18 protein-coding genes are annotated in these 19188 nt (G+C 73.9%); 6 read left to right on the top strand and 12 right to left on the bottom strand.

The features are described 5' to 3' along the window. The first annotated feature begins 10 nt into the window (after positions 1-10). Positions 11-1690, top strand: coding sequence for a phospho-sugar mutase (locus K1X13_RS16315; protein WP_221026205.1), 1680 nt, complete (start codon positions 11-13; stop codon positions 1688-1690). Between the two features lie 4 nt (positions 1691-1694). Here the strand turns inward: K1X13_RS16315 and K1X13_RS16310 are convergent, their stop codons facing one another. After that, positions 1695-2351 carry a hypothetical protein gene (locus K1X13_RS16310; RefSeq protein WP_221026204.1) on the bottom strand — a complete coding sequence of 219 codons (657 nt, stop codon included), beginning with the start codon at positions 2349-2351 and terminating at the stop codon, positions 1695-1697. Between the two features lie 64 nt (positions 2352-2415). On the opposite strand from K1X13_RS16310, the gene deoC reads away from it, so the two are divergent. The 5 genes from deoC (at position 2416) to K1X13_RS16285 (ending at position 8423) form a co-directional block, all read left to right on the top strand. Continuing rightward, positions 2416-3396 (top strand): deoxyribose-phosphate aldolase, encoded by a 981-nt coding sequence (gene deoC, locus K1X13_RS16305; RefSeq protein ID WP_443678922.1) that lies wholly within the window; start codon positions 2416-2418, stop codon positions 3394-3396. Between the two features lie 3 nt (positions 3397-3399). Next, entirely contained in the window at positions 3400-4854 is a 1455-nt protein-coding gene (locus K1X13_RS16300; RefSeq protein ID WP_221026202.1) for an aldehyde dehydrogenase family protein, read from the top strand. Continuing rightward, complete coding sequence (locus tag K1X13_RS16295) at positions 4851-5738, top strand: aldehyde dehydrogenase family protein (protein WP_221026201.1); 888 nt, start codon at positions 4851-4853, stop codon at positions 5736-5738. The genes K1X13_RS16300 and K1X13_RS16295 overlap by 4 nt, the downstream gene beginning before the upstream one ends. A gap of 136 nt (positions 5739-5874) precedes the next feature. Next, entirely contained in the window at positions 5875-7797 is a 1923-nt protein-coding gene (locus K1X13_RS16290; protein ID WP_221026200.1) for a vWA domain-containing protein, read from the top strand. A 20-nt stretch (positions 7798-7817) separates the two neighbouring features. After that, a complete protein-coding gene (locus tag K1X13_RS16285) occupies positions 7818-8423 on the top strand; it encodes a uridine kinase family protein (protein ID WP_221026199.1) in 606 nt (201 codons plus the stop codon). Between the two features lie 403 nt (positions 8424-8826). Here K1X13_RS16285 and K1X13_RS16280 read toward each other — a convergent pair whose 3' ends face one another. From K1X13_RS16280 to K1X13_RS16230, 11 genes are all read right to left on the bottom strand, one after another. Next, positions 8827-9933: an adenosine deaminase gene (locus K1X13_RS16280; RefSeq protein WP_221026198.1), complete on the bottom strand. Its 1107-nt coding sequence runs from the start codon at positions 9931-9933 to the stop codon at positions 8827-8829. A 45-nt stretch (positions 9934-9978) separates the two neighbouring features. Further along, on the bottom strand, positions 9979-12762 hold the full coding sequence (locus K1X13_RS16275) for an AfsR/SARP family transcriptional regulator (RefSeq protein ID WP_221026197.1): 2784 nt from the start codon (positions 12760-12762) through the stop codon (positions 9979-9981). Between the two features lie 40 nt (positions 12763-12802). Beyond that, the gene (locus K1X13_RS16270) at positions 12803-13327 is read right to left on the bottom strand and encodes a TadE/TadG family type IV pilus assembly protein (protein ID WP_372450707.1); all 525 of its coding nucleotides are present in this window, start codon (positions 13325-13327) and stop codon (positions 12803-12805) included. Beyond that, a complete protein-coding gene (locus tag K1X13_RS16265) occupies positions 13324-13698 on the bottom strand; it encodes a TadE/TadG family type IV pilus assembly protein (RefSeq protein WP_225915324.1) in 375 nt (124 codons plus the stop codon). The genes K1X13_RS16270 and K1X13_RS16265 overlap by 4 nt, the downstream gene beginning before the upstream one ends. A 51-nt stretch (positions 13699-13749) precedes the next feature. Next, the gene (locus tag K1X13_RS16260) at positions 13750-14142 is read right to left on the bottom strand and encodes a TadE/TadG family type IV pilus assembly protein (protein WP_308249599.1); all 393 of its coding nucleotides are present in this window, start codon (positions 14140-14142) and stop codon (positions 13750-13752) included. Next, complete coding sequence (locus K1X13_RS16255) at positions 14139-14318, bottom strand: hypothetical protein (RefSeq protein ID WP_225915323.1); 180 nt, start codon at positions 14316-14318, stop codon at positions 14139-14141. Before K1X13_RS16255 ends, K1X13_RS16260 begins: the two co-directional genes overlap by 4 nt. 64 nt (positions 14319-14382) lie before the next feature. After that, positions 14383-15306 carry a type II secretion system F family protein gene (locus tag K1X13_RS16250; RefSeq protein WP_225915322.1) on the bottom strand — a complete coding sequence of 308 codons (924 nt, stop codon included), beginning with the start codon at positions 15304-15306 and terminating at the stop codon, positions 14383-14385. After that, complete coding sequence (locus K1X13_RS16245) at positions 15303-16169, bottom strand: type II secretion system F family protein (protein ID WP_308249598.1); 867 nt, start codon at positions 16167-16169, stop codon at positions 15303-15305. The genes K1X13_RS16250 and K1X13_RS16245 overlap by 4 nt, the downstream gene beginning before the upstream one ends. Then, positions 16166-17479 carry a TadA family conjugal transfer-associated ATPase gene (locus tag K1X13_RS16240; protein WP_221026194.1) on the bottom strand — a complete coding sequence of 438 codons (1314 nt, stop codon included), beginning with the start codon at positions 17477-17479 and terminating at the stop codon, positions 16166-16168. The genes K1X13_RS16245 and K1X13_RS16240 overlap by 4 nt, the downstream gene beginning before the upstream one ends. Positions 17480-17488: 9 nt before the next feature. Continuing rightward, entirely contained in the window at positions 17489-18265 is a 777-nt protein-coding gene (locus tag K1X13_RS16235; RefSeq protein WP_221026193.1) for a MinD/ParA family ATP-binding protein, read from the bottom strand. Further along, on the bottom strand, positions 18265-19005 hold the full coding sequence (locus K1X13_RS16230) for an SAF domain-containing protein (protein WP_221026192.1): 741 nt from the start codon (positions 19003-19005) through the stop codon (positions 18265-18267). Before K1X13_RS16230 ends, K1X13_RS16235 begins: the two co-directional genes overlap by 1 nt. Positions 19006-19188: the final 183 nt, after the last annotated feature.

The following is a 19188-nucleotide window of genomic DNA, read 5'->3' as shown; positions in this document are numbered from 1 at the left end:
GCCTTCGGCCATGACCGCATCGACCGACTCCACGGACCTGCTCGACCGGGCGCGCGCCTGGGCGGCGGAGGACCCCGACCCCCGGACCCGCGCCGAGCTCGAGGCGCTCCTGGCGCAGGTCGAGGCGGAGAGCCCCGGGGGTGCGGCCGCCGCCGACCTCGCCGACCGGTTCGCGGGACGCCTCGAGTTCGGCACCGCCGGCCTGCGTGGTGCGCTCGGCGCCGGCCCCAACCGGATGAACCGGGCCGTGGTGGTCCGCGCGGCGGCCGGGCTGGCGTCGTACCTCAAGCAGCAGGGCGCCGGACCGGACGACAGCGTGGTCATCGGGTACGACGCCCGGCACGACTCCGACGTGTTCGCCCACGACACCGCCGCGGTGATGGTGGGCGCGGGGCTGCGGGCGCAGGTCCTCCCCCGCCCGCTGCCGACCCCGGTGCTGGCCTACGCGATCCGCGAGCTCGGCTGCGTCGCGGGCGTGATGGTCACCGCCTCGCACAACCCGCCGCAGGACAACGGCTACAAGGTCTACCTCGGAGACGGCAGCCAGATCGTGCCGCCCGCCGACGCCGGGATCTCCCGCGAGATCGACGCGGTCGGCGCGCTCGACTCGGTTCCGCGCGGCGAGGGCTGGGAGCGGCTCGGCGACGACGTCGTCGACTCCTACAAGGCGAAGGTCGCGGCGCTGGTCGACGCGGGCACCCCGCGGGACCTGGTCAGCGTCTACACCCCGCTGCACGGAGTCGGCGGCGAGACCGTGGCCGAGGTGCTCGAGCGGGCGGGCTTCCCGGCCCCGCACGTCGCCGTGGCCCAGGCCGAGCCCGACCCGGAGTTCCCCACCGTCGCCTTCCCGAACCCCGAGGAGCCGGGCGCGATGGACCTCGCGATGGCGCTCGCCGAGGAGGTCGGCGCGGACCTGGTGCTGGCCAACGACCCCGACGCCGACCGCTGCGCCGCCGCGGTCCCCGGTCCGCACGGCTGGCGGATGCTGCGCGGCGACGAGGTGGGCGCGCTGCTCGCCGACGCCGCCCTGCGACGCGGGGTGCAGGGCGTCTACGCCACGACGATCGTCTCGTCGTCGCTGCTCGGCACGATGGCCGCCGCGCACGGGCAGGAGTACCGCGAGACGCTCACCGGCTTCAAGTGGCTCGGCCGGGTCGACGGGCTCGCGTTCGCCTACGAGGAGGCGCTCGGCTACTGCGCGGCGCCCGAGCTGGTCCGCGACAAGGACGGCGTCTCGGCCCTGCTGCGGCTCGCCGAGCTCGCCGCGACGCTCAAGGCGGAGGGCCGCACGCTCGACGACCGCCTCGACGACATCGCGCGCACCTACGGGCTGCACGCCACCGACCAGCTGTCGGTCCGGGTCACCGACCTCGCGCAGATCGACGCCGCGATGTCCCGGCTGCGCGCCGCGCCGCCGGTCTCCCTCGGCGGCCTCGCCGTGGAGCGCGTCGACGACCTCGCCGAGGGCAGCGCGGACCTGCTGCCGACCGAGGGTCTGCGCTACACGCTGGCGGAGGGCGCCCGGGTCGTGGTGCGCCCGTCGGGCACCGAGCCGAAGCTCAAGTGCTACCTCGAGGTGGTCGTCCCGGTCGAGGAGGGCGAGCCCGGTGGGGTGGACGCGGCCCGGATCGCCGCGGCCGGCCGGCTCGACGCGATCCGGACCGACCTGGCCGCCGCCGCCGGCCTCTGACGGGTCAGAGGAAGAACGAGCCGAGGAAGGCGGCTCCGGTCACCGCGAGCGCGACGAGCTCGGGCCAGGCCCACTCGTGGCGCGGCCTCAGGTGCGCGGGCGCCGTACCCCCGTGCCTGCGGAGGTGGGTCCGCTTCGCCTCCTCGACGAGCACCGCGATCCGGGACTCTACGAAGGACTGGTAGCTCATCGCGGACTGGTCCGGCATCGGCGGCGTGCTCGACTCGGTGTAGGACTCGATCCGGTCGAAGCCCAGCAGCGCCGACGGCCCCCGGGTCTTGACCTTCACCATCGCGCGCAGCGGCTGGCCGATCCCGATGCAGATGAAGCGCTCGTCGCCGACCCACACGTTGAGGGTGCGCCGTACGACGGCGTCGTCGATGAGCAGCAGCGGGATCGTGGTGTCGCGGAAGGAGTTGCGCAGGTGCAGCGCGTGCGGGGACGCCGCGGCCCGGGGACGCAGCTGCGTGGCCCAGACCAGGACCGCGAAGAAGACCAGGCCGAGCCCGATCCGCAGGCCGGCCATCGTGTGCACGTTGAGCGCGAGGAAGACCACGAGCCCCGCCGCGATGGCGATCCCCGTCCAGCCGACCAGGCGGCCGCTGGTCGGACGGAAGCGCTCCACGGGGGCGGCGCCGGCGGTCTCGGGTCCTGCTGTCATGCCCCGATTCTGCCCCGGCCCCGTCGATTCACCACATTCGCACGGGCGGACCTATGATTTGCCGGTGACTACCGTGGTGAACTCAGCGTCGAGTTCGGCCGGAGGGCTCAGCCCTGCCCTGGCCGAGGCGACGTCGTCAGACTCCGCCCTGCGCCGCTTCCTGCACGGCCTGCCCGGTGTGGACCAGGTCGGCGCGGAGGCCCGCGCCGCCGGGCTCGGCACCCGGTCGATCAAGACCACCGCCAAGGAGTTCGCCATCGACCTGGCGATCCGGATGGTCGACCTCACCACGCTCGAGGGCCAGGACACCCCCGGCAAGGTCCGTGCGCTGGCGTCCAAAGCGATGCGCCCCGACCCCGCCGACCAGACCTGCCCGCAGGTCGCCGCGGTGTGCGTCTACCCCGACATGGTCGCGGTGGCCAAGGAGACCCTGGGCGCCAGCGGCGTGCACGTGGCCTCGGTCGCCACCGCGTTCCCGTCGGGCCGGGCCGCGCTCGACATCAAGCTCGCCGACACCCAGGACGCGGTCGAGGCCGGCGCCGACGAGATCGACATGGTCATCGACCGGGGCGCGTTCCTCTCCGGCCGCTACCTCGAGGTGTTCGAGGAGATCGTGGCGGTCCGCGAGGCGTGCGGCGACGCGCACCTGAAGGTGATCTTCGAGACCGGCGAGCTGCAGACCTACGACAACGTCCGCCGCGCCTCCTGGCTGGCGATGATGGCCGGCGCGCACTTCATCAAGACCTCGACCGGCAAGATCCAGCCGGCCGCGACGCTGCCGGTCACCCTGGTCATGCTCGAGGCGGTCCGCGACTTCCGCGACGTCACCGGGCAGATGGTCGGCGTCAAGCCGGCCGGTGGGATCCGCACCACCAAGGACGCGATCAAGTACCTGGTGATGGTCAACGAGGTCGCCGGCGGCGACTGGCTCGACCCGGACTGGTTCCGCTTCGGGGCCTCCACGCTCCTCAACGACCTGCTGATGCAGCGGACCAAGATGCGCACCGGCCGCTACTCCGGCCCCGACTACTTCACCCTGGACTGACCCATGGCCCCCAACGAGAAGGCAGGCACGGTGTTCGAGTACGCCCCTGCTCCCGAGTCACGAGCGGTCGTCGACATCAAGTCGTCGTACGGCCTGTTCATCAACGGGGAGTTCACCGACCCGGCCGGCGGCCGGTCGTTCAAGACGGTCAACCCGGCCACCGAGGAGGTGCTGGCCGAGGTCAGCGAGGCCTCCACGGAGGACGTCGACCTCGCGGTGAAGGCCGCGCGACGCGCCTACACCCGGGTGTGGTCGCGGATGTCGGGCCGTGAGCGGTCGAAGTACCTCTACCGGATCGCCCGGATCATCCAGGAGCGCGCCCGCGAGCTCGCCGTGCTCGAGTCGATCGACAACGGCAAGCCCATCAAGGAGTCGCGCGACGTCGACATCCCGCTGGTCGCGGCGTACTTCTTCTACTACGCGGGCTGGGCCGACAAGCTCGAGTACGCCGGCTTCGGCCCCACGCCGCAGCCGCTCGGTGTCGCCGGCCAGGTCATCCCGTGGAACTTCCCGATGATGATGCTGGCGTGGAAGATCGCCCCGGCGCTGGCCGCAGGCAACACCGTCGTGCTGAAGCCGGCCGAGACCACCCCGCTGACCGCGCTGCTGTTCGCCGAGATCTGCCAGCAGGCCGACCTGCCCGCCGGCGTGGTCAACATCGTCACCGGCGCCGGCGAGACCGGCCGCGCGGTCGTCGCGCACGAGGACGTCGACAAGGTCGCCTTCACCGGCTCCACCGAGGTCGGCCGGGCCATCGCGAAGGCGGTCGCCGGCACCGACAAGAAGGTCACCCTCGAGCTCGGTGGCAAGGCCGCGAACATCGTCTTCGACGACGCCCCGGTCGACCAGGCCGTCGAGGGCATCGTCAACGGCATCTTCTTCAACCAGGGCCACGTGTGCTGCGCGGGCTCGCGCCTGCTGGTGCAGGAGTCCGTCGCCGAGGAGGTGCTCGAGCGGCTCAAGCGCCGGATGGGCACCCTGCGCGTGGGCGACCCGCTGGACAAGAACACCGACATCGGCGCGATCAACTCCGCTGAGCAGCTGGCCCGGATCCGCGAGCTCTCCGACATCGGCGAGGCCGAGGGCGCGGGCCGCTGGTCGCCGCCGTGCGACCTCCCGGCCCACGGCTTCTGGTTCCCGCCGACGGTGTTCACCGGCGTCTCCCAGGCGCACCGGATCGCCCGCGAGGAGATCTTCGGTCCGGTCCTGTCCGTGCTCACCTTCCGCACCCCCGCCGAGGCGGTCGAGAAGGCGAACAACACACCGTTCGGCCTCTCCGCCGGGGTGTGGACCGACAAGGGCTCGCGCATCCTGTGGATGGCCGACCAGCTGCGCGCCGGCGTGGTCTGGGCGAACACGTTCAACCGCTTCGACCCGACCAGCCCCTTCGGCGGGTACAAGGAGTCGGGCTACGGCCGCGAGGGCGGCCGCCACGGTCTGGAGGCCTACATCCGATGACACCGCCCACCGACTCCGCCCGGATCGACGTCCGCAAGACGTACAAGCTCTACATCGGCGGCGCCTTCCCGCGCAGCGAGTCCGGACGCTCCTACACCGTCGACGACGCCAAGGGCCGGTTCCTGGCCAACGCCTCCTACGCCTCGCGCAAGGACGCCCGCGACGCGGTCGTCGCGGCCCGCAAGGCGTTCGGCGGCTGGTCCGGCAAGACCGCCTACAACCGCGGTCAGGTGCTCTACCGGGTCGCCGAGGTTCTCGAGGGCCGCCGCGCGCAGTTCGTCGACGAGGTCCAGCGCGGTGAGGGCGTCAGCAAGCGCCAGGCCGAGGCCGCCGTCGACCTGTCCGTCGACCGGCTCGTCTGGTACGCCGGCTGGGCCGACAAGATCACCCAGGTGGTCGGCGGCGCGAACCCGGTCGCCGGGCCCTACTTCAACCTCTCGGTGCCCGAGCCCAGCGGCGTGATCGCCGCGCTCGCCCCGCAGGACTCCTCGCTGCTCGGCCTGGTGTCGGTGGTCGCGCCGATCGTGGTCACCGGCAACACCGCGGTGGTCACCTCGTCGTACCTGCGTCCGCTGCCCGCCGTCACGCTGTCCGAGGTGCTCGCCACCTCCGACGTGCCCGGCGGCGTGGTCAACATCCTCACCGGCCGGCTCGCCGACACCGCGCCGACCCTGGCCTCGCACATGGACGTCAACGGCATCGACCTGACCGGCACCGCCGGCGACCCCGAGCACGCCACCGCGCTCGAGCAGGCCGCCGCGGAGAACCTCAAGCGGGTGCTCCGCGCGCCCGCCTCGGAGCCGGACTGGACCCTGGAGCCCGGGATCGAGCGGATGACCCGCTTCCTGGAGACCAAGACCGTCTGGCACCCGGTCGGCATCTGAGCGGTTCCCCGCTCACGCCTCGACACCCACGGCGCCGGCCTCGGCCGGCGCCGTGCCCATGCCCGGACCGCACCGTGGCGGTCCGCCGCCCCTGCGGTTAGGTTTGTCCCGCTTTGTCCGATGACGGGGGGACGCCATGACGACCGGAACGGTGACGAGACGGCTGCTGGCCACGGGTTCGGTGCTGCTGGTCGCGGCCTTCGCGCCGGCGTGGCAGCCGGTGGCGTCGTACGCCGAGGACACCCCCGGGAGCGCCGACCCCGGCCGGATGGTGCTGGTGCTCGACTCCTCGGGCTCGATGAAGGAGCGGACCGGCGCCGGGGAGACCAAGATCGCGGCGGCCCGTGAGGCGCTGACCAAGGTGGTCGGCTCGCTCCCCGACGAGCAGGCCGTGGGGCTGCGGGTGTACGGCGCCGAGGTCTTCTCGCGCGACGACCCGGGCGCCTGCACCGACTCCCGGCTCGTCGTCCCGGTCGAGACCGGGAACCGGGACCGGCTCCGCGAGGCGGTCGGCCGCTACACGCCGTACGGCGAGACGCCCATCGGCCACGCGCTGCAGGAGGCGGGGCGCGACCTCGGCTCCGGGGGCAAGCGGACGATCGTGCTCGTCTCGGACGGTGAGCCGACCTGCACGCCCGACCCGTGCGTGGTGGCGCGTGACCTGGCCCAGCAGGGCGTGGACCTGACCATCGACGTGGTCGGCCTCGACGTCGACGGCAGGGCCCGGGACGCGCTCTCCTGCATCGCCGACGCCGGGAACGGCGACTACTACGACGTGGACTCCGCCGACGAGCTGACCGCGAGCCTGGAGAAGCTGGCCACCCGGGCCGGCCGGCCGTACGCGACCATCGGCGAGCCCGTGACGGGCACCCCGACGTCGCAGGGCGCCCCGGAGATCGGTGCCGGCGACTGGCTCGACGAGCTCGGCCCCGAGGACTCCGAGGCCTCCGTGCGCACCTACCTGGTCCGCCGTACGGCGCCGGGCTCCACCCTCCACGTCGGCGCCAGCGTCAAGAGCGCCAGGGACGCCGGCGACGACTGGCTGAAGGTCGACCTGTCCCGCACCGACGGGTCCTCCTGCTCCAGCGCCGGCGAGATCAACCAGCTCGCCGAGGGCCAGCTCACCACGGCCGCTGCGGTGGCCGGCCCGATCGACACGTTCGGCGACGTCCGCACCAGCCCCGAGTGCAGCACCGACGAGACCCTGATCGCCACGGTGATCCGCGAGAGCGGCGAGGCCGGTACGCCGGTGGAGGTGCGGGTGCTGGAGCTGCCCCCGGTGCGCGACCCCGCCTCGCTGCCGGAGAGGTACGACGGGGAGCCCCCCTGGCCCGCACCGCCGAGCGGCACCGCGTCCCCGGTGACCGGAGGGTCCTCCTTCCAGGACGCGCCACTGCTCGAGCCCGGCGTCTACGAGGACAGCATCGTCCCGGGCGAGGTGCTCACCTACCAGGTGGAGGCCGACTGGGGCCAGCAGGTCAGCGCGCTGGTCGACTACCCGAAGGTGACCGGGACCGAGCTCGGCGACGCGGTCGGCATGGTCGACATGCTGACCCAGGTGCGGATCTACGACCCGGCGCGCGCCGACGCGTCGCAGCTCAGCGCCGGCGGGCCGAACAGCCAGAACTGGCTCTACGACACCGGCGAGGACGTGGGCGCCGCGACGCTGCCGGTCGCCTTCCGCAACTCCGACCGGTTCGCCGACCAGGCCGGCACCTACACGGTCAGCGTCTTCCTCGAGGAGGACCCCGACGGGGAGTCGTACCTGGTGCCGTTCACCCTGCGCCTCGGGGTCACCGGCGAGCCGTCGGGCGAGCCGGAGTTCGTCGCCGCGGGAGAGGCGCCCTCCGCGAGCGCGGCGCCGTCCGCGTCGGCGAGCGCCTCGCCGCAGGAGCCTGCCGCCGGGAAGCCGGGCACCACCGGGACCTCCGCCGCCGGTGCGGCCACCGCGTCCTCCGCGGGGCCGGGACTGCCGACGGTGCTCGCTGGCCTCGGCGCGCTCGCGGTCGTCGCCGCCGGTTACCTGCTGCTGCGGAGCCGGGGCGGTTGGACCCGGTAGCCCTGCGGCAGAATGTCCGGGTGCGCGCCCGAGTCATCGTCGTCGCCGGCCCCTCCGGGTCCGGCAAGTCCCGCCTCTCCCGACGGCTCGGGCTGAGCGTGCTGAACCTCGACGACTTCTACAAGGACGGGTCCGACCCGACGCTCCCCCGCCTCCCCATGGGGGTCGTCGACTGGGACCACCCGGGCTCCTGGCTGCACGACGACGCACTCGCCGCGATCGAGACGCTCTGCCACCGCGGGGAGGCCGACGTGCCGATCTACGACATCAGCCGCGACGGCCGGGTCGGGCACCACCGGCTCTCGCTCGACGGGGCGCCGTACTTCGTCGCCGAGGGGATCTTCGCGCAGGAGATCGTCCGCGAGTGCGTCGCCCGCGGGCTGCTCGCCGAGGCGATCTGTGTGAGCAACCACCGGCTGGTCACGTTCTGGCGCCGGCTCACCCGGGACCTGCGCGAGCACCGCAAGCCGCCGTGGGTGCTCCTCCGGCGCGGGCTGATGCTGCTGCGGGCCGAGCCGCGCGTGATCGCGCACGCGGTCGAGCTCGGCTGCACTCCGATGGCGGTGGAACGCGCCTACGACCGGATCCACGAGCTCGTCGCCGGCCCCGTCCCCCTGCACGGCTGACCCTCCCCCGTCGTACGCCCCCTCGTTGAGGCGTCACTCGTTCGGCGTTGAGGCGTCACTCGTGAGGCGTCGAGGCGTCAGTCGTTCGGCGTTGAGGCGTCACCCGTACGGCACCGGCGGAACGACTTGCCCCGCGGCGCGCCAGCCGAGGATCGACCCCATCCGTTGTTCGTGAGCAGATGGCTCCCTCAGCGCCCTCGAACAGCCAGCTGCTCACGAACTACCTCCGGGCAACATCGCCCGCCCGCCGGCTCCTCTTGAGACGTCCCTCGTTCGCTCGTGATGCGTCAGTCGTACGGCGTCCGCGCCGCCGTACGCCGCCGGAACGACTGACCTCTCAACACCTCACGACTGACCTCTCAACGCCGAACGAGTGACCTCTCAACGAGAAAGGCAGGAGGGGTCAGGACATGGCGCCGAGGACGGCGTAGGCCGGCTTGATGACGTGGTCGATGATCTTCAGTCGCTCGTCGAAGGGCAGGAACGCGGACTTCATCGCGTTGATCGTGAACCAGCGCAGGTCGGCCAGGCTGTACCCGAACGCCTCGACCAGCCCGACCATCTCCTCGGTCATCGAGGTGCCGCTCATCAGCCGGTTGTCGGTGTTCACGGTGACCCGGAAGCCGAGGTCCTTGAGCAGCCCGATCGGGTGCTCGGCGATCGAGGCGGCGGCGCCGGTCTGCACGTTCGACCGCGGGCACATCTCGAGCGGGATCCGCTTGTCGCGGACGTACGACGCCAGCCGCCCGAGCGTGGCCTTCCCGTCCGGACCGACCGTGATGTCGTCGATGATCCGCACCCCGTGGCCGAGCCGGTCCGCGCCGCACCACTGGATCGCCTGCCAGATCGACGGCAGGCCGAACGCCTCGCCGGCGTGGATCGTGAAGTGTGCGTTCTCGCGCTGGAGGTACTCGAAGGCGTCGAGGTGGCGGGTGGGCGGGAACCCCGCCTCGGCGCCGGCGATGTCGAACCCGAGCACGCCGCGGTCCCGGTAGCGCACCACGAGCTCGGCGATCTCCCGCGACCGCGCCTGGTGCCGCATCGCGGTCAGCAGCTGGCGCACGATGATCGGCTCTCCGCTCGCCCGCGCCGCCTCCTCCCCCGCCGCGAAGCCGGCCCCGACCGCCTCCACGACCTGCTCGAGGGAGAGTCCGCCCTCGAGGTGCTGCTCAGGGGCGTAGCGCACCTCGGCGTAGACCACCCCGTCCTCGGCCAGGTCCTCGACGCACTCCTGCGCCACCCGGCGCAGGTTCTCCGCGGACTGCATCACCGCGACGGGGTGGTCGAAGGTCTCCAGGTAGCGCTCGAGCGAGCCGGAGTTCGCCGACTCCTCGAACCAGCGGCCCAACGACTCGGCGTCGTCGGCGGGCAGCGCGTGGCCCGCGCCGGGCGCGAGGTCGAGGACGGTCTGCGGCCGCAGCCCTCCGTCGAGGTGGTCGTGCAGGAGCACCTTGGGTGCCCGGTGCACCTGGTCGCGGGTGGGGGTGGCGCGGGTGGTCGGTTCAGACATGGCGACATCCTTGCACCCACCAGACTGTCACCCGTGGGCACCGGGTCAGCTCGACGCGGCCCGTTCCGTCGGCAGCAGCTCGTCGACCAGCGCGTCGGTCTCGGCCTCGACGTGGGCGCCACGGGCGGCCAGGACGTCGGCCATCTCCCCTGCTGCCTCGACCACCGCCGCGTCGCCCGCCCGGTCGAACTCGCTGCGCAGCAGGTCGCGCCACAGCAGCTGCGCGCCCGGCGCCATCCGCAGGCCCGCCCGCGCGGCGGCCGCCGCCCCTGCGGGGTCGCCGTCCTGCCGGGACAGCTCGACCAGCCGGTGCGCCACGTCGGCCACCACGTCGGGCACGTGGGTCTCCAGGTTCGTGCGGGCCAGCCACGCGTACCGCCCCGCGGGCCGGTCCGCCAGCAGCTCACCGCGCACCAGGTGCAGGGCGCGCCGGAGCAGCTCGCCCTCCTCGCGCGGGGAGGCGGCCCGCCGGGCGCGGATCGCCAGCTCGCACAGGGCGGCCCAGTCGACCGCGACGCCGGGACCGAGGAGCAGCCGGCCGTCGGCGTCCACCCGCAGGTGGTGATTGCCGTCGGCGTCGGTGCCGAGCCACTCACGGACCCGGTCGACGGTCGCGTCGCGGACCTCGGGGGTGACCCCGCGCGGCCACACGGACGCGGCGAGCACGCTGGGGTGCACCGGTGCGTTCTGCAGGGCGAGGAAGGTGACGACCTCGGTGGCCAGCGCCACCCGGGTCGGGTCCAGGGTGCCGAGGGTGCGGGTCTCGACCGGCCCGAGCACGCCGACCCGGACCGGGGCGGTGCTCCAGTGCGCGTCGTCGCCGGAGCGCGGGGGCGCGGTCAGCGCGACCCGGCCCTCCGGCGCGGGCTGCTCGGTGCGCGCCCGGCCGAACAGCTCGGCGACCTGCCCGGCGGAGCGCGCGGTCAGCCGCACCGCCTCCACGCGTACGTCGAGCAGCGGGATGGTCAGCGTGCCGCTCTCGTCGACCGCGAGCTGCCACCGGGTGCCGGCGACCGCACCGACGGACACGACGCCGAAGCCCCGCGAGCCCGACGCGGTGAGCCCGACCAGACGCTCGGCCAGCTCGGCCGACGGCGCGGACCCGAGCGCCAGGTAGGCCGGGACCACCCCGGGCCGCCGGGCCAGGCGGCCGGTGAGCACGTCGCCGGCGGCGCGGCCGGGGGCGCTGCGGGAGACCTCGGCCAGCAGTGGCTCGACGTCGCCGACCAGCCGCAGCCGGTCGCCGGCGAGGTCGGCCAGCACCGGTGCCAGCCCGTGCCCGGTCACCTGCTGCGCGTCGGTCCAGGCGTTGGTCGCGAGCTGGACGGCGAGGGCGGAGACCACCTCGGCGGCCACGTGGTCGTCGCCGGTCACGGACACGACACCGCCGACCGACTCCAGGTCCACCAGCACGTCACGGCCCTCGAGGTCCCGGCCGACGCACACGAGCCCGGGGAACGGCGCGTGGCCGAGCCCCGAGGGTCCGGCTCCGTCGCCGGCGTCGCGGTGCAGCCGCCAGACCCGTCCCTCGTCGACGGGGGTCCACGGCGCCGGGGCGTCCGGGCGGCCCGGGGCGAGCCGCAGGTCGATCACGTCGTCGTCGACGGCGGCGGCGAACACCGGGGGCAGCGCGGTCTGCCCGGCGCGGCAGGTGGCGCTGAGGCCACGCAGCGCGCGGTCGAGCCGCCCGGCGCGGTCCTCGTCGGCGCCGACGCGCAGGGCCACCTCGGCCTCCAGCGCCTCCGGGTCGGGGGTGCTCCCGCGGCGACGGCGGCGTTCCGCGGCGAGCGCGCCGAGCACCCCGGCCGAGAGCAGGCCCCCGAGCAGCAGGTCCCGCGGCAGTCCCCCGGGGGCGGCCGAGATGCCCGCCCCTGTCTCCGGCACGTCCGGAGCCGCCCCGCCCTCGGTCGCCGCGGGAGCCTCACCGGGCGCGGGTACGGCGTCGTGGACGGCGGCGCTCGGCGCGGGCGCGGCCTCGACCCGGTCGACACCGGTGGCGTTCTCGGGCATCACGAGCACCCAGCCGGGCTGGATCAGCCGGCCGAGGACGAGCTGCTTGCCGTCGGGCTGCTCGCGCCGGTCGTTGAGGTCGTAGATCTCCTGCCACCGCCGGCCGTCCCCGAGGTGCCGCTCGGCGATGTCCCAGAGGTTGTCGTGGTAGTGCCCCTTCGGCGGCTGGACGACGTAGACCTTCTTGCCGACCACGTCGGTCATGTCCTCGGGCACCCCCGCGTGGGCCGGTCGCAGCCGCTGCTCCGCGGCGCCCTCCGGGGCAGCCTCGTGCGCGTCCCGCACCTGCTCGCCACCACGCGCGTGGTCGGAGCCGGCGTCGGCCCGGTCCAGCTGGACCGCCGTCGCGGCGGGCGCGCCGGCGTCCTGGGTGGGCATGCTCGCCGCGACCGCGCCCGAGGAGCTGCCCGCGAGCACGCCGCCGACGAGCAGCGCACCGACGAGCCCGCGCGCGAGCTGCTGGGAGAACCCGCTGAGCGGGACCGCGCGCGGCAGGCCGTGCCCGCGGACGGCGCTGGCCGCCTCGACCACCACGCAGACCGCGAACTGCAGCCACGCCAGCCAGACCACCAGCCGCATCACCACCAGCAGGGCGTCGACGTCGAGCGGCGCGGTCAGGTCCTCCCGGGTGGGCAGGCCGCCGGGGTACGGCGGCGGGCCGCTGAGCAGCCACAGGCCGACCGGCACGCCGACCAGCAGCACGAGCAGCGCGAGGCCGGCCCCGAGCGCGGCGCCGACGGATCGGCGCGGCTGCGCCTGCTCCGGGGCGCGGAACCGCGCCGGTCCTCGGTCCAGCTGGCCTGTCTCGGTCGGTGTCACGCTGCTGCCTTTGCTCGTCGTCCCCGCAGGTCGCGGGAGGTCACTCGGTCGCCGCCTGCGCGGTGGCGCTGGCGGAGATGTCGAAGGTGGAGATGCCGACCAGCTGGAGCAGCGCCGTCGGCACGGTGTCCTCGGCGGTGACGCTGACCGTGTCGGTCGTCGCGGTCACCCCGGCCCGGCTGTAGCCGAGCGCGGCGAGGTAGCCCCGCGCCTCGGCGTCGGCGGCGGCCGGGTCGATCGAGACCGCGTCGCCGGCGCGCAGCGCGTCGAGGTCGATCTGGTTCGCGCCGACCCGGGCTGCCTGCTCGACGTCGTCGGCCAGCTTCATCCGGGCGTTGAGCGCGTTGCCGCCGTCGATCACGAGCCCGGCGCAGGCCATCAGCACGACGGCGAAGCCGATCACGAAGGCGGTCGCGGTCCCCGCCTCGTCACGATGACGGTGCGGTGCGCGGCCGGGCCACCGTCCGCGGCCGCGGACGAGTGCGCGGCCGCCGGGTGCGCGACCCGGCCATGGTCCGCGGTCGGGCCGCGGTGCACCGACCCGCCCGGGGCCCCGGGGGCTCATCCGGCGCTCCGGTAGGTGTCGAGCGGCGCAGAGCTGGTGCCGTTGACCGCCACCGACCCGGGAAGGCCGATCAGCCCGAGCCCGTCGTACGACACCGTGCACCGCAGGTCGACCTGGATCAGCTGCCCGGCGTCGAAGTCGCCGGACAGGTCGGCCCCCGAGCAGGAGAGCTCGGCATCGAGGGAGGAGCTGACCACGTCGTACGCCGCCGCCTGCGCCGCACCCGCGTCGCGCTCCAGGGAGGCCGCGCGCACGGCGTCGCGGGCGGTCGCCTCGACCTCGCCCTTGACCGCCACGTAGCGGCCGCAGGCCACGATCAGCAGCACGAAGGCCAGCAGCACGGGGGTGAGGATGACGACCTCGACGGCCATCGACCCTCGCTCGCCCCGGTTCCGCCGGGCAGCCCGCACCACCGCCATCGCTCAGTCCTGCCTGAACTCTTCGATGGGGCCCTCGACCTCCTGGGAGACCCGGGGCACGAGGACCGGGACCAGCTGCTGGGCACGTCCGGAGACCACCGCGCGCACCCGGTCATCCCCCACGTAGGTGACGGTCACCCGGACGTCCTCGAGCACACCCTGACCGATGTTGGCGGCGTACTGCGACCCCGCGGCGTCACCCTGGGCGGCGCTCCCGGTCACGCGGGCCACGCGGGCGGCCTCCCGTGCGGTGGCGGTGGCGGCCTGGTTCCCGAGGTACACGAGGGACATCTGGACGGCGAGGAAGATGACGAACATCAGGAGCGGCATGTACATCGCCATCTCCACGGCGCTCGCCCCGCGCTCCGACCGCGCACGGCCGGACCCGCGGGTCACTGCAGGTCGAGGCTGTCGGCCTTGCCGGTGATCTTCTTCATCATGATCACGCCGACGGCCAGGGCCACCCCCACGAGCAGGGCCGTGATCACGACCCACTCGACGGCAGACGCGCCGGTCTCGGCGCGACGGGCGCGCTCCAGACGGGCACCCAGGAAGATCTTGAAGAACGTCATGTCCGGCATGCGACAAAGAGCCTTTCCGTGGCAACTCGATGATGATCCCCGCACTCATCCTCAGTCACGCCCCGAGGACTCTTGCAACAGCAGGGTACGTCAGGAACAGGAGAAAGCCGACACACAGGAGGAGCTGCGCAACCAGCATGGACTGGGACCTCGCGGCCGCCCTCCCCTCCGCGTCGGCGAGCTCCTTGCGGCGCATGGAGCTGGCGCGGGCGGCGAGCGAGTCGCGCACCTTCGCGCCGTCCTCCGCGACCAGCGCCAGGGCCGCGGCCAGGTCGCGCAGCTCGTCGATGTCGAGCTCGTCCCCGAGCGCGCCGAGCGCGGTCCAGGGGGTGGTGCCCTGGAGCCGGGCCGCCTCGAGGGTGTCCCGGATCCGCACCATCGCCCAGCCGTCGCTGATCGAGGTCGCGGTCTGCAGCGCCTCGGGGACGCCGCGGCCGCCGGCCAGGTTCATCGCCACCAGGTCGAGGAACGAGCTGACCACGTGCCGGAAGTCGCGCCGCCGGGCCTCCGCACGGCGGCGGATCTGGCTGTAGGGCATCAGCGCGCCGAGCGCGGCGCCGAAGACGGTGAGCCACAGCGGTACGACGAGGCTGATCCCCCCGACCAGCGCCATCGGCCCGAGCACCAGGAAGGGAAGGAACAGCCCGAGGAACGCCCCGAGCAGGCACTGGGCCAAGAAGGTCTCGACGGACTGGCCGGTCATCCCCAGGTCGGCGCGCACCGACGGCGGCAGGTTCACCCCGCGCGCCTGGAGCGCGCCCCGCAGCTCCGAGCCGACCCGGCGCATCCGCGCCGACTCCTCGCTGTGCCGGCGGTCCGCGGTCAGACTGGCCTGGCGGCGGCCCCGCTGGCGCGCGGCGTCGATCTGGGCCAGCCCGGCCGCGCCGGTGGCCGAGCCGCGCTCGAACATCGAGACCAGCAGGACCAGGCCGAGCCCGGCCACGCCCCCGACCAGCATCACGAGCACCAGGGTGGTCATCCGCGCACCTCCGAGGCGGCCCGGAAGTGCAGGAACCGGGCCGGGGTCTCGAACCGCGCGAGCCGGCGCAGCCAGCCGATGCCCACCGCGAAGAACGCGAGGACCACGACCAGCATCACCTGGCCGAACGGCGTGCCGTAGGGCTCGACGTACGTGGGGTTGAACACCGCGAGACCGACCACGAACGCGACGGCCACGCCGATCACGATCTGGACGCTGCGCCGGGTGCTCTTGCGTCCGGCGTTGACCCGCTGGCGCATGTCGAGCTCGGCGCGCGCGGAGTCGGCGAGCGAGGTGAGCACGTCGCGCAGACCCGGGCCGCGCAGCCGCGAGTTGAGGATCAGCGCGGCGATGATCAGGTCGGCGCCGGCGTCGTCCATCTCCTCGGCGAAGCGTTGCAGGGCGACCGGCAGCGGCACCCGCACCCGCAGCCGGTCGGCCATGGTGCCGAGCTCGCCGGCGATCGCGGGCGAGGCGGCGTACGCCGTGGCGGGGATCGCCTGCTCGAGGCCCACCGCCCCGGCGACGGTGTCGCGAAGCGACTCGGTCCAGGCGGCGAGCCCCTCGATCTTGGCCACCCCGTCGCGCTCGGCCCGGGAGCCGCCGAACAGGGTGTTCCAGCCCAGGACGAGCCCCGCGGTGGCGGCGGCCGCGACCACCCAGCCCGTCAGCATCAGCACCAGCAGCGCGCCGACCACCGCGAACGGCAGCCGGCTGCCGACCGAGCGCAGCCGCTTGACCACCGTCGACCCGGGCCTGGCCACGGTGCTGACCTCGCGCGGCGTCAGCGCCTGGACCAGGAGGACGACCCCTCCCCCGGCGACGGCGCCGAGCGCGATGACGAGCAGGGTGGTCGGGCTCACGGCGTGGCCACCCAGCTGGAGGCGGCGCCGGGCTCGTAGCCCACGGCGCTCAGCTCGTCCAGGCACGCGATCGAGGACGCCGGTACGGCGTACCCGTCCGGGCCGAGCGCGAAGACCTCGCTGGAGAGCACCCGCCCGTCGACCCCGTTCACCTCGCGCACCGAGGTCACGACGCGGCGCAGCTTGCCGCCGGAGCTGAAGTCGTTGATGCGCTCGACGAAGACCACGAAGTCGATCGCGCCGGCGATCAGCATCATCGTGGCGTCGGCGGGCAGCCGCTCCACGCTCTGGATCGCGTAGGTGCAGATCCGGTTGAACACCTCGAGCGAGGAGTTCGCGTGGATCGTGGACAGGGAGCCGTCGTTGCCCTGGCTCATCGCGTTGAGCATGGTGACGATCTCGTCGCCGAGGACCTCGCCGACGATGACCCGGCTGGGGTTCATGCGCAGCGAGCGGCGGACCAGCTCGGCCATGTGGATCGCGCCCTGGCCCTCGGAGTTGGGCAGCCGCTCCTCGAACGCCACCACGTTGGGGTGCAGGTCCTCGAACTCGCCGAGCCCGAGCTCGAGGGCGCGCTCGACGGTGATCAGCCGCTCGTGCGGCTCGATCTCGTTCGCGAGCGCGCGGAGCATCGTGGTCTTCCCGGCGTTCGTCGCCCCGGCGATCATCACGTTCTTGCGGGCCCGGACCGCGGCGGACAGGAACGACGCGACGTCCGGCGAGATCGTCCCGTACTCCACCAGCGTGTCCAGGGAGACCCGGGACAGCCGCGCACGGCGGATCGACAGCGACGGCCGCTGGCACACGCCCATCACTGCGGAGAGCCGGGAGCCGTCGGGCAGCCGGATGTCGAGCTGCGGGTTCGCGGTGTCGAAGGGCCGGCTGGTCAGTCCGCTGTAGGCGCCGAGGGTCTGCACCAGCTCGACGAGCTCGTCGTCGTTGTCGGCGACCGGCGCGCCCCGCTCCTCGCGGCCGTCGGCGTAGCCGATGAAGACGTTGTCGCAGCCGTTGATGTCGATGTTCTCGACCATCGGGTCGTCGAGCAGCGGCTGCAGCCGGCCGACGCCGAACAGGGCTGCGTGGATGCCCTCGGCCAGCGCCTCCTCCTCGCCGTGGCTGGGCGGCTTGCGGCCGGCGGCGACCTCCTCGCGGGCGTAGGCGTCGAGCACCCGGCCCACGACGGCGCGGGCGAACTGGCGCTCGTCCTCGGCCGACATCGGCGGCAGCCCGTTGGCGGTGTCCTCCCGGCGCTGTCGCGCGAGGATCTCGGCGACCTCCTCGCGCAGCCGGCGTACGAGCAGCTGGTCCATCGCGGTCCCCTACCTGGCTGGTGTGTGACGGTGGTCGGCGAGCGCGGCGAGGCGCGCCCCGACCTCGACGGCGGAGCGGACGAGCAGGGAGCGGGCGGTGCCCGCGTAGCCGGCGCCGCGCATCGCGTCGGCGGCCTTCCTGTCGTGGGCGAGGACGCCGAGCACCCGCGCGCCGAGCCCTTCGGAGTCGAGCAGCTGCTGGAGGTCGGGCGCGCTGCGCCGGTCCTTGTACGACGTCACGACCGCGACCCCCACCGGCACGCCGTCGGGCGCCCCGAGGCCGAGCTGGTCGGCCATCCCCTTGAGCCGCTCCCGCAGGTGCGCCGTGCCCTCGACCGTGGGCGCGACGACGAACAGCACGGCGTCGGCGGCGAGCAGCACGGGCGTGACCGCGGACCCGGGGACCACCCGGCCGCAGTCGGCGAGGACGTCGTGGTCGGCGGCGCGGAACACCGCGGGGAGCTGGCCCCACGCGGCACCGAGGCCCGCCACCTGGGTGGGCGAGGCGATGCCGGCGAGCACCCGGACCCCTCCCCCGATCTCCTGGAGGTGGTCCGCGAGGTCGGCCTCCGCGGCGCCGCGACGGACCGCCGCGCCGAGGGACAGCAGGCCGCGGTCGGTGTCGACGGGCTCGTCGGTGACGGTGCGGTACCGCCAGGTGAAGTCACCGCCTGCCGGGTCGAGGTCGGCGACCACCGGGTCGGTCGGCCAGGTGCCGGCCAGCGCCATGGTCGCGATGCTGACCCCCGGCGACCCCTTGGCCGAGGCGAGCGCGTAGAGGGCCATCAGTCGCCCTGGTACTCGAGGTCGACGTCGTCGAGCGAGTTGCCCTTCGAGATCAGCGCGAGTCCGGCGCGGTTGTTCCCGGCGGCGTCCACGACCGACTCGGCCGCCTCCTCCGGCACCAGGAGCGAGACGCTGCCGGCGCTGGCACCGCCGAGGTCGTCCTCGCTGCCGCGTGACTTGCGGACGACGAGGCCCTCGGTGATCGCCTCGCCGGAGCCACCGGCCTCGGTCGACGTACGGATCACCATCACCTCGTCGCCGGTGTCGAGCTCGGCGTCCGGTGTCAGGCCGGGCGAGAGCAGCACACTGACCACGGCGTTGCCCTCTTCGAACGGGCTGCTCCGCTCGAGCATGTAGGTGTTGAGCAGCTGGCCCGGGTAGATCTTGGTCTTCGCGTAGGTGCCGACCACCTCGCCTGCGAGCGCGGCGTCGATCAGGTCGAGGTTCTCCGAGGCCACCTGCACCTCCTTGAGGTCCTGCGGTTCGATGCGGGCCCCCGCAGGGATCTCCTGGGTCACCGCGAGCACGGGGACCCGGCTGTCCATCCGGATCGCGAGAAGGCCGGCGAGCAGGGCGCCACCCACGATCAGCAGGACCGCGATCGCGGCCAGGGCAGGACGGCGCTGGCGGGGAGGCGCGGGCAGGCGGTTGGCCGGTCCGCCCGCGGACCGGCCGATGCCTCGCGAGGCCCGCTGGCGCTGGCGCTCGACAGCGGTCCCCCCGGTGGTGGTCGTACTCATGGGTGCTCCTGTCCAGGAGATCGTCGTGCGAGGTCCCGGGTCCACCCAGTGCGTCGTCCCCCGCGCGTTCGGTCGGCGGCGACAGTGTAGCCCTCGGCGCCGGAGGCTCCCGGGGAGTCGCGCCCCGCCCGGTACGCCCCGGCACGAGTGGGTTCGTCCGGGTGGTTTGGTGACGGTTCGGGC

It is taken from the genome of Nocardioides jiangsuensis (assembly GCF_019679455.1).
Classification (GTDB): Bacteria; Actinomycetota; Actinomycetes; order Propionibacteriales; family Nocardioidaceae; genus Nocardioides_C; species Nocardioides_C jiangsuensis.
Note: the sequence above shows the minus strand (reverse complement) of the source record. Positions and strands in the feature narration are given on the sequence as shown.

Bases quoted from the DNA above. Each gene is read 5' to 3' on its own strand.
- K1X13_RS16315 (WP_221026205.1), top strand. From the start codon at position 11: ATGACCGCATCGACCGACTCCACGGACCTGCTCGACCGGGCGCGCGCC.
- K1X13_RS16310 (WP_221026204.1), bottom strand. From the start codon at position 2,351: ATGACAGCAGGACCCGAGACCGCCGGCGCCGCCCCCGTGGAGCGCTTC.
- K1X13_RS16300 (WP_221026202.1), top strand. From the start codon at position 3,400: ATGGCCCCCAACGAGAAGGCAGGCACGGTGTTCGAGTACGCCCCTGCT.
- K1X13_RS16295 (WP_221026201.1), top strand. From the start codon at position 4,851: ATGACACCGCCCACCGACTCCGCCCGGATCGACGTCCGCAAGACGTAC.
- K1X13_RS16290 (WP_221026200.1), top strand. From the start codon at position 5,875: ATGACGACCGGAACGGTGACGAGACGGCTGCTGGCCACGGGTTCGGTG.
- K1X13_RS16280 (WP_221026198.1), bottom strand. From the start codon at position 9,933: ATGTCTGAACCGACCACCCGCGCCACCCCCACCCGCGACCAGGTGCAC.
- K1X13_RS16270 (WP_372450707.1), bottom strand. From the start codon at position 13,327: ATGAGCCCCCGGGGCCCCGGGCGGGTCGGTGCACCGCGGCCCGACCGC.
- K1X13_RS16265 (WP_225915324.1), bottom strand. From the start codon at position 13,698: ATGGCCGTCGAGGTCGTCATCCTCACCCCCGTGCTGCTGGCCTTCGTG.
- K1X13_RS16255 (WP_225915323.1), bottom strand. From the start codon at position 14,318: ATGACGTTCTTCAAGATCTTCCTGGGTGCCCGTCTGGAGCGCGCCCGT.
- K1X13_RS16250 (WP_225915322.1), bottom strand. From the start codon at position 15,306: ATGACCACCCTGGTGCTCGTGATGCTGGTCGGGGGCGTGGCCGGGCTC.
- K1X13_RS16240 (WP_221026194.1), bottom strand. From the start codon at position 17,479: ATGGACCAGCTGCTCGTACGCCGGCTGCGCGAGGAGGTCGCCGAGATC.
- K1X13_RS16235 (WP_221026193.1), bottom strand. From the start codon at position 18,265: ATGGCCCTCTACGCGCTCGCCTCGGCCAAGGGGTCGCCGGGGGTCAGC.
- K1X13_RS16230 (WP_221026192.1), bottom strand. From the start codon at position 19,005: ATGAGTACGACCACCACCGGGGGGACCGCTGTCGAGCGCCAGCGCCAG.